The organism is Thiomicrorhabdus arctica DSM 13458 (genome assembly GCF_000381085.1).
GTDB lineage: Bacteria > Pseudomonadota > Gammaproteobacteria > Thiomicrospirales > Thiomicrospiraceae > Thiomicrorhabdus > Thiomicrorhabdus arctica.
Genome location: NZ_KB905899.1, coordinates 1,655,887 through 1,670,478 on the forward strand (window position 1 = coordinate 1,655,887; position 14,592 = coordinate 1,670,478).

At 41.7% G+C, this 14,592-nt stretch carries 11 protein-coding genes; 6 read left to right on the forward strand and 5 right to left on the reverse strand.

Features of this window, described 5'->3' with window-relative positions; translation table 11 throughout:
* Positions 1-71: 71 nt before the first annotated feature.
* The 5 genes from F612_RS0107750 (at position 72) to F612_RS0107770 (ending at position 7,933) form a co-directional block, all read left to right on the forward strand.
* Entirely contained in the window at positions 72-2,015 is a 1,944-nt protein-coding gene (locus F612_RS0107750; protein ID WP_019557194.1) for a bifunctional diguanylate cyclase/phosphodiesterase, read from the forward strand.
* A gap of 164 nt (positions 2,016-2,179) precedes the next feature.
* Positions 2,180-4,456 (forward strand): type I secretion system permease/ATPase, encoded by a 2,277-nt coding sequence (locus tag F612_RS0107755; RefSeq protein WP_019557195.1) that lies wholly within the window; start codon positions 2,180-2,182, stop codon positions 4,454-4,456.
* Positions 4,457-4,465: 9 nt separating this feature from the next.
* Positions 4,466-5,821, forward strand: a complete 1,356-nt coding sequence (locus F612_RS0107760) for an HlyD family type I secretion periplasmic adaptor subunit (protein ID WP_019557196.1) — start codon at positions 4,466-4,468, stop codon at positions 5,819-5,821.
* 110 nt (positions 5,822-5,931) lie between these two features.
* Positions 5,932-6,531, forward strand: coding sequence for a response regulator transcription factor (locus tag F612_RS12395; protein ID WP_019557197.1), 600 nt, complete (start codon positions 5,932-5,934; stop codon positions 6,529-6,531).
* Between the two features lie 61 nt (positions 6,532-6,592).
* Positions 6,593-7,933, forward strand: coding sequence for a TolC family outer membrane protein (locus tag F612_RS0107770; RefSeq protein WP_019557198.1), 1,341 nt, complete (start codon positions 6,593-6,595; stop codon positions 7,931-7,933).
* Between the two features lie 169 nt (positions 7,934-8,102).
* Here the strand turns inward: F612_RS0107770 and F612_RS0107775 are convergent, their stop codons facing one another.
* The 3 genes from F612_RS0107775 to F612_RS0107785 are packed head-to-tail and all read right to left on the reverse strand — an operon-like array spanning position 8,103 to position 10,599.
* Positions 8,103-8,789: a sulfite exporter TauE/SafE family protein gene (locus tag F612_RS0107775; RefSeq protein ID WP_019557199.1), complete on the reverse strand. Its 687-nt coding sequence runs from the start codon at positions 8,787-8,789 to the stop codon at positions 8,103-8,105.
* 2 nt (positions 8,790-8,791) lie between these two features.
* Entirely contained in the window at positions 8,792-10,327 is a 1,536-nt protein-coding gene (locus tag F612_RS0107780; protein WP_019557200.1) for a YifB family Mg chelatase-like AAA ATPase, read from the reverse strand.
* Between the two features lie 26 nt (positions 10,328-10,353).
* The gene (locus F612_RS0107785) at positions 10,354-10,599 is read right to left on the reverse strand and encodes an accessory factor UbiK family protein (protein ID WP_019557201.1); all 246 of its coding nucleotides are present in this window, start codon (positions 10,597-10,599) and stop codon (positions 10,354-10,356) included.
* A 210-nt stretch (positions 10,600-10,809) separates the two neighbouring features.
* Here F612_RS0107785 and F612_RS0107790 point away from each other — a divergent pair, with 210 nt between their 5' ends.
* The gene (locus tag F612_RS0107790) at positions 10,810-11,880 is read left to right on the forward strand and encodes a GGDEF domain-containing protein (protein ID WP_019557202.1); all 1,071 of its coding nucleotides are present in this window, start codon (positions 10,810-10,812) and stop codon (positions 11,878-11,880) included.
* A gap of 69 nt (positions 11,881-11,949) precedes the next feature.
* Here the strand turns inward: F612_RS0107790 and F612_RS12400 are convergent, their stop codons facing one another.
* Both F612_RS12400 and argS read right to left on the reverse strand, forming a co-directional pair.
* Positions 11,950-12,657, reverse strand: coding sequence for an SPOR domain-containing protein (locus F612_RS12400; RefSeq protein WP_019557203.1), 708 nt, complete (start codon positions 12,655-12,657; stop codon positions 11,950-11,952).
* On the reverse strand, positions 12,657-14,420 hold the full coding sequence (argS, locus tag F612_RS0107800) for an arginine--tRNA ligase (RefSeq protein ID WP_019557204.1): 1,764 nt from the start codon (positions 14,418-14,420) through the stop codon (positions 12,657-12,659). Before argS ends, F612_RS12400 begins: the two co-directional genes overlap by 1 nt.
* Positions 14,421-14,592: the final 172 nt, after the last annotated feature.

Here is a 14,592-nt window from a genome sequence, read left to right on the forward strand (position 1 = left end):
ACATACGTTAATGTCAATCAACCGTTACACGGTCAATGGACGAACCTTCCGCTTTCAAAAGGACCTAAAGCATGAGCTTAAATAAACAGATGATTCTTTTTATAGCTTCGTTGTTAATCATCGTATTGATTGGCACGTTTAGCTTGAATTTAAGTAACACTAAAAAATTCTTGCAGGAACAATTAAGTACACATGCACAAGATACAGCCACATCTCTTGGCCTATCACTGAGTTCCATTGAAGATCCTACTGACCTGTCTAGTATGGAGACGATGATTAATGCGGTTTTCGATCGCGGTTATTATGCCTCTATTTATTTGACCGACATGGATAACAAGCCCCTCTACAAAAAAGATAACACTCAAACATTAGAAGCCGTACCTGACTGGTTTATCAAAAAAATATCACTCACGGCACCGCCCGCAGAAGCACTTGTACAATCGGGGTGGATACCCATAGGCACTCTCACAGTGGTCAGCCATACAGGTTATGCCTACACAGAACTTTGGCAGTCGATGATTAATTTATTAATTTGGTTTCTACTCTCAGCCGCGGCAGCCATTGTCATTATTATCTACACACTCAAGTACATGCTAAAACCTTTAAAACAGATGGAAGAGCAAGCACAAGCCATTGTCAAAAAAGAGTACTTATATCAAGACAGCCTACCTTCTACCATTGAATTTCGTCAAGTCGTTACCGCAATGAATGCCATGGTGATGAAACTAAAAACCGTTTTTGAAAGGGATGCAAATATTGCTGAAAAGCTGCAAAAAATGGCTTATCAAGATAGCGTGACGGGGCTCAGCAATCGTCGTCATTTTGAAATGATTATCGACGGTCTACTAGCCCCTAATGAAGAGGCAACAGCAGGCATTATTTGCATCATTAGAGTAAACAAACTCAAAGACCTAAACGACCAATACGGTTATTTAATGGGTGATAAGCTCATTAAATCTGTTGCTGAAAGCATGAAATTACATCTATGGCATCCCAACAACCTGTTCGCCCGTCTCAATGGTACCGAATTAGTCGCCGTATTACCGGGCAGTAGCATCACCCAAGTGCAGCCTTTAATTGAAGCCATTCGCCAAAACACGCCCTCCATTCTAAAAACACTGACGACTGAATCGGTGCCAACCAATTTATCCCTTGCATACATGCACTATCTACCAGATCAAAATAGAGGGGCAATACTGGCTAACCTTGATTTTGCCATTGATCAAGCCAGCCAGCTAGGTGAAAATAAATCCTTCTTTTACGACAGCGGCGAAGCATCCAACATACACAACAAGCCATGGGAACAAACACTTAACGATGCCTTTTCAGAAGAACGCTTCTTACTTTTCCAACAAAGTGCTTATAACCTAGATCGTAGCGTACATGATCAAGAAGTTTTTGTGCGCCTCAAAGAGTTTGATGGCACAATCCGCTCAGCCGGTTATTTCATGCCTGCCGTTGAGCAGTTAAACAAAACAGCCGATCTTGATAAACTTGTTATCAATCTTGCAATTCACCATCTTAATACTCAAGAATCCACATCCGCCATTGCGATCAACCTTTCTAAATCGGTCTTAGAAAATGAAGCGTTGAAAACATGGCTTATGCAAACGTTACATGACTCAAGCAAGCATCTAAAAAATATGGCATTTGAAATGACGGAAAGATTAGTGGCTGAGGAAAAAACTTTATCATGGCCACTGATTCAGGAACTTAAGAAACGTAAAGTGAAATTTGGTATTGATCATTTTGGTAGTCGTTTGACAAATATGCGCTATCTTCAAGAGCTTAGACCAGACTATGTCAAACTTGATGCCGCCTTTAGTAAAGCGATTGAAAATGATGAGCAAACTCGTAGCTATGTCTCTAGTTTATGTGAACTGACCAAAAGCTTGGATATTCAAGTGATTGCCATGGCCATCGAAAACGAAGCTCAACAAAAGGCTTTTACCGAATTGGGAGTGGATTATTTCCAAGGGTTTTTATACGGCGCACCGAGTCCGTTAGAGCACTAACAATGCAGGCTCTTACATAAATAAAATCTTTTGTTTACCATTATTCAACAAAAATAATCATTAAGAGGTTAAAATATTAAGTAAGCGGTATTCAGAATGCGATGGTCTTTAATCGGTAAAGTTCCAGACAAAGTCTTTTTAAATTAGAGTGGTTTTTTAAAAACATGACGGATCCTATCTCATCTAAAAAGTCCTCTACAAATGATTCCTTTGCCGTCAAAATTTCGACCGTAACACCCACATCTGAGGTAAGTGAAAATCGAGTAGATAGCAAGACGCTTGAGACGACAGATGAAGCTAAAATTGAACAAGCTACTTCTAAAGAGCTTTACAGCCCAATACTCGACTGTTTAGTACTCTATACCAAACTCAACCGTCAGCCATTTTCGAAAGCCGCCTTAATTGCTGGCTTACCTATCGATAAAGATAATATAACCCCTGAAATGCTCTCACGCGCTGCGGAACGTGCGAATTTGGTCGCCAACTTTAAAGAGCGGCGCATTGAAGAGATATCCAACCTCGTATTACCCTGCATACTCACACTGAAGAACCACCAAGCCTGTATTTTAGAAGCGATTGACCTTGATTCAGAAACCGCCAGAATCATTTTGCCGGAAGCTGAAGAGGGTTCTATAAAAATACCGCTTGAAAAGCTTAACGAAGATTATTTAGGTTTTGCCGTCTATCTCACTTCAAAAACGCACTATGATAAAAAGTCTGAAGATTTAATTGGCTTTGAAAATGGTCATTGGTTCTGGAGTACTTTATGGACTTCAAAAGCAATTTATCGAGATGTTTTAATTGCCTCTATTGTTATCAACCTTTTTATCCTGGCAAATCCACTCTTTGTCATGAATGTCTACGATCGAATTGTGCCCAATAACGCCATTGAATCACTTTGGGTGTTAGCAATTGGGGTCAGTGTAGTCTATATGTTTGACATTATTCTTAAATATTTACGCTCCTATTTCCTTGAAGTGGCTGGTAAAAAAAGCGATGTACTCATGTCGGCGAAATTATTTCAACAGACCTTAGGTCTTACGATGGAAAATCGCGGCGAATCCATTGGAGCCTTTGCGAACACATTAAAAGAATTCGATAGTATTCGTCACTTTTTTACCTCTGGAACAATCGCTTCCTTAGTTGACCTCCCATTTGTCTTTATTTTCTTATTTGTTATTTTCTATATTGCAGGTAGCATTGTCTTAATACCCATTGCAATTATTTTCATCATTTTGCTTTATAGCATACTCCTAAAAGGCCCTATTCAACGTAGCATAGAAGCCAGCTATCAGGCCAGTAGCCAAAAAAATGCCATCCTTATTGAAACGCTCAGTGCCATTGAGACAATCAAAGCCCTTGGTGTAGAAGCCCGCGCCCAGTGGAAATGGGAGCAAGCCGTCGGGGAAATCGCTAAAGCCAGTATTCGATCTAAAATGTTGCAAAGTTCGATTGGTCGTGCGACGGGGTTTATGCAACAAATGAGCACCATTGTCATCGTATTAGCGGGCGTTTATTTGATTAAAGAAGGCGACATGACGATGGGGGGCTTGATTGCGACTGTCATGTTAAGTCAACGCGCCATAGGGCCAATGGGACAGTTCGCGAACCTCACATCCAGCTACCAACAAACAAAAACTGCCCTGAACTCCTTAAATGAGCTTATGAAGAAAGAAGTTGAACGCCCCTCTTCTAAACGGTTCATTCAGCACCCCAATTTTGAAGGGCGTATTGAATTTAATAATGTTAGCTTCACTTATCCGGGCGAAACTAAATCTGCTTTAACCAACGTGACTTTCACAATAGAAGCAGGTGAAAAGGTTGGCATTATCGGCCGTATCGGTTCAGGTAAAACCACCATCCAAAAACTCATTCTCGGGTTCTACAAACCCAGCACAGGTTCTATCTTAATTGATGGGATTGATATCACTCAACTCGACCCTGCTGAACTACGCCGAAATATCAATTACGTTCCACAAGATGTCACCCTGTTTAGCGGCGATGTCCGGGATAATATCTCGTATAAAGCTCCGTATATTGAGGACAGTGCCATTTTAAGAGCCGCCCGCTTAGCCGGCGTGGATGATTTTATCAAACAACACCCTTCAGGTTACAGCCTCAAGGTAAATGAAGGCGGGACCTCTCTTTCAGGTGGTCAACGTCAAAGCATTGGAGTCGCCAGAGCACTTCTGCTTGAATCGGCCATCTATCTCTTCGATGAACCGACCAATGCAATGGATGCCAAAACAGAGCAAGTGATGATCGATAGGCTCAAAAAAGGTACCTTGAACAGTACCTCTCTATTAGTAACGCACAAGATGAGCTTACTACAATTAACGGATCGATTAATGGTTATGGATAATGGCAAAATCATTGCTGATGGCCAAAAACAGACCGTATTAGAAGCTCTTAAAACCGGCAAAATTAATAAGAAGAACTAAGCGATCATCATGCCAGAGACTCAACCTAAAAAAACGCGCCAACAACAGATTATAGAGTCTGATATAGAGTTCATGTCAAGCTTAAGCCAAGCCGCCTTAGAGAAACCGACTGCAAAATCTCAATGGATTGTTTGGGTTATTTTAGTGGTTATCCTATGGCTTATTGGGTGGGCCAACTATGCTGAATTGGACAAAATTGTGCGTGGCGAAGGCAAAGTCGTTCCTTCCACAGAAATTCAGGTTATTCAAAACCTTGAGGGTGGCATCATTGAGGAAATGCTTATAAGTGCCGGCGATAAAGTTAAAAAAGGGCAAACACTGCTTAAATTGGACAATACTCAATTCTCTAGTTCTTTTGATGAGAGTGAAGTCAAAGAAGCCCAATTAATGGCTCGAGCACAACGTTTAACGGCCGAAGCCTTTAGTAAACCTTTTAAAGCCGTTAAGGCATCAACCGATCCAAGAATTCAAATTCTTTATGATCGAGAGTATCGTTTGTATGAAGGACGCTACAGACAACATCAAACCAACGATGACATTTTGGCTCAACAGATAGAACAAAAGAAACTTGAACTTGAAGAAGCACGAAGTCAAAATACTCAACTGGCTCGTTCACGTAGCCTGCTGAATCAAGAAATATCTTTGATGAAACCTCTAGTGAAACAAGGCATTGCCTCTAAAGTAGACTTACTTAAATTACAACGCGAAGAAAATGATGCGTATTCCAAACTAAAAACGGTTCAGAACTCTATTCCAAAAATTAAATCCATTATTATGGAATCACGTTCTAAACGCATTGAAGCCAAAGAGCTTTTTATGAATGATGCTCATGAAGAGCTAAATCAGGCTTTAGCGGAAATTAGTCAAATAGAAAAATCTAAGCTGGCACTCGCTGACCGAGTCAAAAGAACCGATATTCAGTCACCCGTCAATGGGACGATTAAACAGATCCTCGTCAACACCATCGGCGGAGTGGTTCAGCCCGGCAGCGATATTGTTGAAATTGTACCCGATGACGATGCCTTGGTTTTAGAGGCTAAAATAGCACCTGCGGATATAGGTTTCATTTATGATGGATTAAAAGCCAAAGTTAAATTCACAGCTTATGACTTTGCCATCTATGGAGGACTGAATGCTACAGTTATTCGCATCTCAGCCGATACCATTACAGACAGTGACGGCAACAGCTTTTATATCGCTAGAATCAAGACGGATCAAAATCATTTAGGGACCGATGCTAAACCTCTCTACTTGCTACCCGGTATGACGGCCAGTGTCGACATTATCGTTGGAAAACATACCGTACTAGACTATTTACTTAAACCCATTATTAAAGCCAAAGACCTAGCGCTGCGAGAGTCATAAGTAAAAATAACCAGTAACAACTGTAATCAACCACTTAATTGTAATAGAATATGGCTTAGTCGAACGTGTTGTCTCCTCTAAGCCTAGTGATAAAGAGGGCTTCGCGTTTAATGAAACGTCCATTGATTTTTGTACAAGATCCAAATGCATTAAAAAACTGGTTAAAGGCTTGCGGGACTGACACTAAAATTCTATACGATTTAGACAGTTTAGATCAACGATTTACAGCGAATGAATGTATCGTGTTAATCCAACTATCTGACTTATCGAATATTGAGCAAGTTAAAAAAATTGTTCAACAAAAATTTGATGTGCTGCTATTTTGTAATGAACCCTCAACCACTGAGGGGTTAGCTCTATTTCAGTTTGGAATAAAAGGCTACCTTAATACTTTTGCAAGCGTGGGAAGAATTGAGCAAGCACTGGTTACGATTTCTGCAGGCAGCATTTGGTTAGGCCCTGAAATTTTGCAAAATATGATTCAATCCGTCACCCATGCTCAAACATTGGATGACCATTGGATGGAAATAGTGACCGATAGAGAGCAACAAGTTGCTTTATTAGTCCTAAAATCCAAGAGTAACAAAGAGATCGCTGAGCAACTCAATATAACGGAACGTACAGTAAAAGCACATATGCACAATATGTTTGAGAAATTTCAAGTTTCTGACCGTCTTTCACTGGTTCTAAAAATCAAAAACTATTCATAAAATTTATTAACTTAACTTAGCTTAACGTATCTACTGCTTTGTTAAAAACAGAGAGAACCTCATGAAAGTACAATTTTGTCATTCCAAACTGTTGTTAGCATTAAGTAGTGCTTTTATATTGAATACTACATTCGTGACAACTAGCCAAGCAATGGAACTTGCACCGACGGTTGAAGATGCGATAATGCACAGCCCTGAATTTAGAGAACAAATTAAGGTTCATCAAGGGGTCAATGCTGATCTTAAAGGAGCCGAAGGTAGCTGGTACCCCGTCATTGATTTGGGAGCAGGTATTGGTCTTGAAGAAATTGAGCGCGAGAACTCAGCCTTAAATAGCAGTTTAACGCGCACTGAAACAAATATTCGTCTGACTGAAAACCTATTTGAGGGCTTTGGTACCGAAAATGAGATTGCTCGTCAACAAGCACGTTTAGATGCCGCAGCGTATACCAGCCAATCTAAAGCTAACAAAATTGCTTTGGATATGGTCTCTGCTTATATTATTTTACAAAAAGAACAAGAATTACAGCAGCTCTCTATGGAGAACAAGCTGACTCATGAACGTATTCTTGACCAAATTACCCAAAGAAGTGATGCTGGAATTGGTAATCAGGTTGAAGTCGATCAAGCTAAAGCACGTTTAGCACTTGCAAATTCAAACCTTGCGGCCGCTAAAAACAACTATAGCGATGCACTGACGAGTTTTCATCGCGTTTTAGGACGTTTACCAGATAATGAATTAATCAAACCCACTCTTGACTATAACTTCCCCGCAACACTTGAAGAAGCCACTAACATCGCGTTGTTGCAGCACCCTACTCTACGTTCAGCGAATGCTGACATTGCTGAAGCGCGTGCACAACATGATGCGGCTGCACGTTTCTATTACCCACGCGTAGATTTAGAGATTGCACAAACCTTTGATGACAATATCAGTGGGATTCGTGGTAAAAATCAAAATTTTCAAGCGATGCTAAGAATGCGGTATAACTTATACAATGGTGGTAAAGACACTGCCAACCGTGACCGTACTGCAAGTGCCGTACAGCAATCGGCTGAGATTCGGAATAACACTCGTCGCCAGACCATTGAGAATTTACGTTATGCTTGGGATGCTAGGAAAATGATAGGTGTGCAACTTGAGTATGTTAAACAACAAATCAAACTCACACATGAGACCTTAGTAGGTTATCGAAAGCAGTTCAGCTTAGGACGTCGCTCGTTACTGGATCTTTTAAACACCGAAGATGAGTATATCAGCGCCCTAAGAAAGCTTGTTGAAAGCGAAAGTGAACACTCCATTGCTGAATATCGCATTTTAAATGGTATGGGTAACTTGATTGAGGTTTTAAATATCAACGTTAGCTATGTAAGTGTTGATGTCGATTATTCAAACCAATAGAAACTGATCATCACTCATCCTAAAAGGCACCTCATTCAGGTGCCTTTTTTGTATATACAGCTTTCATTAGGTCCCAGAAATCATCGGAGTAACGTACATAAGTCTAGCAAAACACATTCGTTTGGTGGCAGATAGGGAATGTGTATCCGTTTCGTCAGTCAAGCAATTGTTAGACAGTGACGACGACGGCAAGATATAACTGCCAAAAACCCATCACCATAACACTAACACCTGCAAAACGGCGCACCCATAGGTTACGTGATATTTTTGTAAAGTAGAAAGCAAACACACCCATTAATAACAAGTTTGGTAAGGTTCCTAGACCAAACGCCAACATCACCAGCCCTCCCTGTAAAGCACTGCCTGCACTTAATGCCATAATCAACATACTGTAAACTAACCCACAAGGTAGCCAACCCCAAACAAGACCATACAACCAGGCCTGGTGAATATATTTAACAGGCGTAAACTTTGCCGCATAGGGAGATAAACGCTGCCAAACAGAACGGCCTACCTTTTCAATAGCCACCAGACCAAACCACCAACCTCCTAGATACAATCCTAACGCTATCATAAATAGGCCTGCAATAACTTGTAACACTTGCTGTGCAGGTAAAAAGGTCGCAAGAGAACCCAGAGCTGACCCCAAGAAGCCAAACAAGGTACCGATAATTACATAACTGCTGATACGGCCAATATTGTAAGCCAACTGGAACGGTAGCATTCGCCACCAACTGGCTTGAGCCTTAGGCTCTAAACTAAAGGTCAAGGCGCCGACAACGCCTCCACACATACCTAAACAGTGGACCCCACCTAAAAAGCCAACCATCAGGGCGGTAACAAGTATTGAATCCATGGCTAATGAATCCTATCTAAGGATCGATAACCCAGCGCTTCTGCGATGTGTTGACTACCGACATCGGCCAGCCTTTCCATATCTGCTAGTGTACGGGCAATTCTTAAAATTCGGTGATAGCCACGTGCGGATATACCCAGTTGATTGACGGCTTTATCCAGGATAACAAGACTTAACGCATCCAGAATAACGTGTTCTTTCAACTCCTTTGGAGTTAAATCACAATTCAAGCATCCTTGACGCTTTAACTGCAAGGTTCTGACCTCCATGACACGGTCACGAACTTGCGCACTTGATTCTCCGACAGCACCGTCACCTTGTAAATCCGATAGATCAACAGCAGGAACTTCTAAGTGCAGATCGATACGATCAATTAAAGGCCCCGATATTTTCTTTTGATACCGATGTATTTGATCAGGTGTATCTTGACAGCGACCTAAAGGGTCGTCGGGGAAAAACCCAGATGGAGAAGGATTCATGGCTGCGACTAACAAACAGTTAGCAGGAAAACTCACTTGCTGGTTAACACGAGAGATTTCAACTCGCTTACTCTCTAACGGTTCACGTAAAGCTTCCAACACATTACGAGTAAACTCAGGCAGTTCATCTAAAAACAGTAAACCATTGTGCGCTAAAGAAATTGCACCAGGCTTAGGAATAGAACCACCACCAACCAGTGCTGCGGCTGAAGCCGTATGGTGAGGATTCACAAAAGGTCTTTTATAGAAATGTTCACCGCCAATCTCTTGACCTGTAATCGAATGAATCGTAGCACTTTCAATTGCTTCTTGCTGCGTCAATGCAGGCAATAAAGTGACTAAACGCGAAGCTAACATGCTTTTTCCAGAACCCGGCGGACCGACCATAATGAGTGAATGATGACCGCTGGCGGCGATTTCCAAAACTCGTTTTGCTTGTAGCTGACCACTGATGTCGGATAAGTCCTGTGGATAATCCAGATTGGGATGATGTATTTTAAGTTGAGTTTTCGGCGGTATTAATTGCTCCCCCAAGACCACTCGACAGGCCTCTTTTAAATCACGTACCAATATGAAGTTTGCAGATAAGTCACTGGCCGACTGGGAGAGCAGAGCTTCCGCCTGATTACCTTCAGGTAAAACACATATTCGGGAGGACGAATGTGCAGCCAACAAACTAGGTAAAGCCCCTTTTATAGACCGCAATTCACCATTTAAAGCAAGCTCACCAATAAATTCCAAACGTTCAATATTAGGGCCATCCAATTGCCCCGTGGCAATCAAGATGCCTATGGCAATCGGTAGATCATAACGACCTCCAGATTTAGGCAGGTCTGCAGGCGCTAAATTAACGGTGATACGTTTAGGAGGAATCTGAAATCCAGAACTAAGCAATGCACTGCGGACACGATCTTTACTCTCTTTTACTGATGCCTCGGGCAAGCCAACAATAGACAGCGAAGGCAATCCATTACTGACATGCACTTCAACGGTTACGACAGGGGACTCAATACCATTTAAGGCACGACTTGTGACGGAGGATAGGTTCATCGTTTGCATGAAATCCAAGCTAACACATATACTGCTTATTTAATAGAGGCTTCAAGTTCTGCAACCACCTTTTCTAGGGCTTCTAACTTAGCACGAGTCTTAGCCAGAACACCTGCTTGAATATCAAATTCGTGGCGACTCACTAACTCCATTTTCTCGAACGTGCGAGAAAGAGTGGATTTAATTTGATCTTGAACACCTGAAGGTACTTGAGCTAATCCTTGTGGTATGACTTCAGCGATCTTTTTAGCCATCTCTTCTAGCTGTCTTGCATTTAGCATTATGCCTTCCTGATAACGATATGAATGAATATAAAACTATACCTTTTTCTAGTTCGTTAAGCCACAACTACAACATCCATCAAACCTTAAATAAACCCTCACACAAAAGGAAAATCAACGATGCTTATTATCTTGGTTGTGTTATTTTCATGTTAAAATTTCAATAATTAAGTCGTTTGATAACCAAATAGAATAAAAGGGTTAAGCACAATGATTGACACGAAAGATCTGCCTGAAAAAGCGAAACGCATATTTGATTCGTTAATTGAAGCTTTTGAAGAACAAAACATCAACCCTACCCCCTTAAACTATTTGGTTTGGTATCAATATTACAAAGGTGACAACCCCAAGTTTCGCCAAGAGATGGATACCATCCTCAGCGATCCCTTTGGTTATACAGATCGTCTTGGAAAACGACTTTATGATGAATACCTAGCCGAAGACGAAAACGAAAACGAAAACTCTGAATTTGATCGTGCATTCAGGCGTTTAATGGATGTCATGATCAAAAAAATGGACCTATGGAGCAATAAGCTTTCAAAGCACACCCAAGAACTTAATGATTGCACTCACCAACTCTCTGATCCAAACCTAAATGCCGAAGACGTCAAAAAAATCACCCATAGCGTTTTAACATCGACCTCATCAATGAAAGAAAGCAGTATGGCTTTGCAAGAAGAGATATCTAACAGCTCCGATGCCGTCCGCGAACTACGCCAACAGCTGGTGGAAGCCCGAGCTGAAGCAATGAGAGACGAACTAACGGACGTAGGTAACCGTAAAGCCTTTAATAATGCAATTGAAGAGTTAATGTTTGACGCTAAAGACATTCCAAATAGCTTATATTTAGTCATGGCTGATATTGATAATTTTAAAGACTTCAATGATACGTATGGCCACTTAGTAGGTGACAGTGTCTTGCGTTATTTTGCCAGCATGATGAAAAAAACCAAAGGCGATAATGAAACGATTTGTCGATTCGGAGGAGAGGAGTTTGCGATTCTTATCGCTGAAAGCTCTATGGAACAAGCCACTGAACGTGCGAAAGGCATCCGTAAAGATATTCAAGCGGCGCATCTAAAACAAAGGAACTCGGATAAACCCCTTAAAACAATTACTTCTTCATTTGGTATTGCACGATTTCACGGTGATAAAGATGATGCTAAAAGCTTTCTAGAGCGTGCTGATGATGCACTCTATCTTGCCAAGGAAAAGGGGCGTAATCAGGTCGTCGATGAAGAGCAAGTACTCTCTGAAAAAGCAGTTGATGCTAAAAAATAAGCGATCCAATTACGATGACAGGCTCCTTTTGAAACCCTGCCAATCCCAAGCCTAAGTCACAAACAACATTCAGGGTTCTTGTTCTGGCCTTGGAGCCTTAATGAGCAATGTGCCTAAACCGATTCGGCGCAACTCGTTGCGGCGTTTATTTAAAATTAAACGATCATCAAAAGGCCCGATTCTCAAACGATAATAGGTTCTATTAGGCTTGTGCAAAGCGGACACCTGTAAAACCTGCCCTAATTTTTCTAAACGCTTCTGCTCTTTAAACGCAACGGCTTCTGAACCAAACGACCCAGCCTGAATGTAATAAGGGGTATCTAACTTAACAGAGATCGGTTCGACATCAACAATAACTTCCGTCTGACTCAACCCTTGATAAAAAGAATATTGATGCGCTGAGTGACTCTTATCCTCCACCGCAGATAAGTCATCCTCAACAATCGAAGCCTGGAGAGTTGTCTCACTCGATTTTTTAGGGAGATCAGACTTTGGAGGTTGCAGCTTCTGAGATATCTCAGCAATGGATGCAGTCGTCGCTTCTTGCAAAGCAACCGCAGACTGAAAAATGGTTTTTTCAGCTGGTACAGCTGATTTAGCACCTTTGGAAACAAAATGCTGGGTGACAAAAAAACCAATCAGCAACACAGCCGAAACTAAAAAACCTGCCCCCCAAATCAATGAAACAGAACGTTTCTCTGACTGATGACTGGTTTGCTGTGACTTACGCGTAAACCCTTTTTTATGACTGTGACCGTGACGATAATCTCGAGCCATTACATACTCTCAGGTGCAGAGACGCCAATCACGGCCAAACCATTACGAATCACTTGGCGCACGGCTGTTATCAACGTTAAACGTGCGTGACGGATATTATCCTCTTCGACAATAAACTGACTGGCGTTGTAATAAGAGTGCAAAGCATGCGCCAAATCCTTTAGGTAATAGGCAATTTGATGCGGCTCATAAGAGAGTGCGGCACGTGCCACAATTTCAGGGTACTTTGCGAGCTCGGTTGCAATATGGGTCTCTTGTTCACTTTCTAACACTTCCAAATTCACCAATCCAGCTTGCACATCCAGGCTATAACCTTTTTCGATGGCCTGTTCTAGCACACGACAAATTCGAGCATGAGCATACTGAATATAATACACGGGGTTTTCATTCGATTTAGACACCGCCAGATCCAAATCAAAGTCCATATGTTGTTCAGATTTACGTTGTACATAGAAGAATCGTGCCGCATCGACACCGACTTCGTCACGTAGCTCACGTAAGGTTACAAATTGGCCGCTACGCGTGGACATGGCCAATTTTTCGCCCCCACGATAGAGAATCGCAAACTGGACTAACAACACTTCCAAGGTTTCAGGGTTAGTGCCCATCGCGGTCATTGCGGCTTTAACACGCGGGACATAACCATGGTGATCCGAACCCCAGATATCAATCAACAGATCGAAACCACGCTCTAGCTTATTGAAGTGATAAGCGATATCCGAAGCAAAGTAGGTTTTAAGACCATTGTCACGGACGACAACACGATCTTTTTCATCACCATAATCCGTTGAACGGAACCAGAGCGCACCCTCTTTTTCATAAATTTTATCGGCGGCTTGTAACTTTTCAAGCGCCGCATCAATCACACCCGTTTCCATCAAGGCACGTTCAGAGAACCATTGGTCAAATGTGACGCCAAAACCAGATAGATCTTGTTTAATATCTGATAGAATTGAGTCAACGGCAGCTTGAAAAACAGTCTCATAATGCGTTGCACCCAACAGGTTTTTCGCTTTAACAATCAAATCGTCAATATGCTTTTCTTTGTCTCCGTCAACTTGTCCTTCATCCGCCCTGACACCCGCAAAGACTTCTAAAGCGGTTTTTTTCAGCGTTGTACCAAACTCAGCTTTAAGGCTTTCGCTGATTTCAAAAATGTAATCCCCTTTGTACCCATTGCTTGGGAAGGTGAATTCTTCACCACAAATCGACAAATAACGTAGCCAGACAGAAGTCGCCAATATGTCCATTTGGCGGCCCGCGTCATTCACATAGTACTCTTTCGAGACCTTAAAACCAGCGACGCTTAATAGGTTCGCAACACTGGCACCATAAGCAGCACCACGACCATGCCCGACATGTAAGGGTCCTGTTGGGTTGGCTGACACAAACTCAACCAAAACCGACTTGCCTTGACCAACATTACAGCAGCCAAAGTCAGCTTTTTCAGTTATTACTTTTTCAACAATCGCAAATTTAGCAGAATCATTAACAAAAAAGTTAATGAAGCCTGGGCCAGCAATTTCAACCTTAACAACCGCGGGTTTATCTGCGACCAGTTCAACGATTTTTTCAGCCAAAGCACGCGGCGGCATGCCTGCGGCTTTGGTCAACATCATCGCCAAATTGGTTGCAAAATCACCGTGCGCTTTATCTCGAGTATTCTCAATATTGATGCGCGGTGTTAAGTCTTCAGGAATAATTCCCTGATCTTTTAGTTGTTGAACCACATCGGTCAAAATTTGCGCAATTTGCTGCTTCATGAGTGTCTCTTGCCTTGAAAAGTTGGGAATACGCCCTTTATAAACCTCTATTAAGGCCTTAAGAAGTCACGTATTAAAAATCTAACGGGTTATTTTACTAAAAATAGAAGATTTTAAGGATGAATTTTAGGATTACCAACCAGGTAAGTTTAAAAAAAGCCTAATGACCGCT

Excerpts from the sequence above, each read along its gene's own strand:
- F612_RS0107750 (WP_019557194.1), top strand. The coding sequence starts at position 72 with ATGAGCTTAAATAAACAGATGATTCTTTTTATAGCTTCGTTGTTAATC.
- F612_RS0107785 (WP_019557201.1), bottom strand. The coding sequence starts at position 10,599 with ATGCTAAATGCAAGACAGCTAGAAGAGATGGCTAAAAAGATCGCTGAA.
- F612_RS0107790 (WP_019557202.1), top strand. The coding sequence starts at position 10,810 with ATGATTGACACGAAAGATCTGCCTGAAAAAGCGAAACGCATATTTGAT.
- F612_RS0107770 (WP_019557198.1), top strand. The coding sequence starts at position 6,593 with ATGAAAGTACAATTTTGTCATTCCAAACTGTTGTTAGCATTAAGTAGT.
- F612_RS12400 (WP_019557203.1), bottom strand. The coding sequence starts at position 12,657 with ATGGCTCGAGATTATCGTCACGGTCACAGTCATAAAAAAGGGTTTACG.
- F612_RS0107780 (WP_019557200.1), bottom strand. The coding sequence starts at position 10,327 with ATGCAAACGATGAACCTATCCTCCGTCACAAGTCGTGCCTTAAATGGT.
- F612_RS0107760 (WP_019557196.1), top strand. The coding sequence starts at position 4,466 with ATGCCAGAGACTCAACCTAAAAAAACGCGCCAACAACAGATTATAGAG.
- argS (WP_019557204.1), bottom strand. The coding sequence starts at position 14,420 with ATGAAGCAGCAAATTGCGCAAATTTTGACCGATGTGGTTCAACAACTA.
- F612_RS0107755 (WP_019557195.1), top strand. The coding sequence starts at position 2,180 with ATGACGGATCCTATCTCATCTAAAAAGTCCTCTACAAATGATTCCTTT.
- F612_RS12395 (WP_019557197.1), top strand. The coding sequence starts at position 5,932 with ATGAAACGTCCATTGATTTTTGTACAAGATCCAAATGCATTAAAAAAC.
- F612_RS0107775 (WP_019557199.1), bottom strand. The coding sequence starts at position 8,789 with ATGGATTCAATACTTGTTACCGCCCTGATGGTTGGCTTTTTAGGTGGG.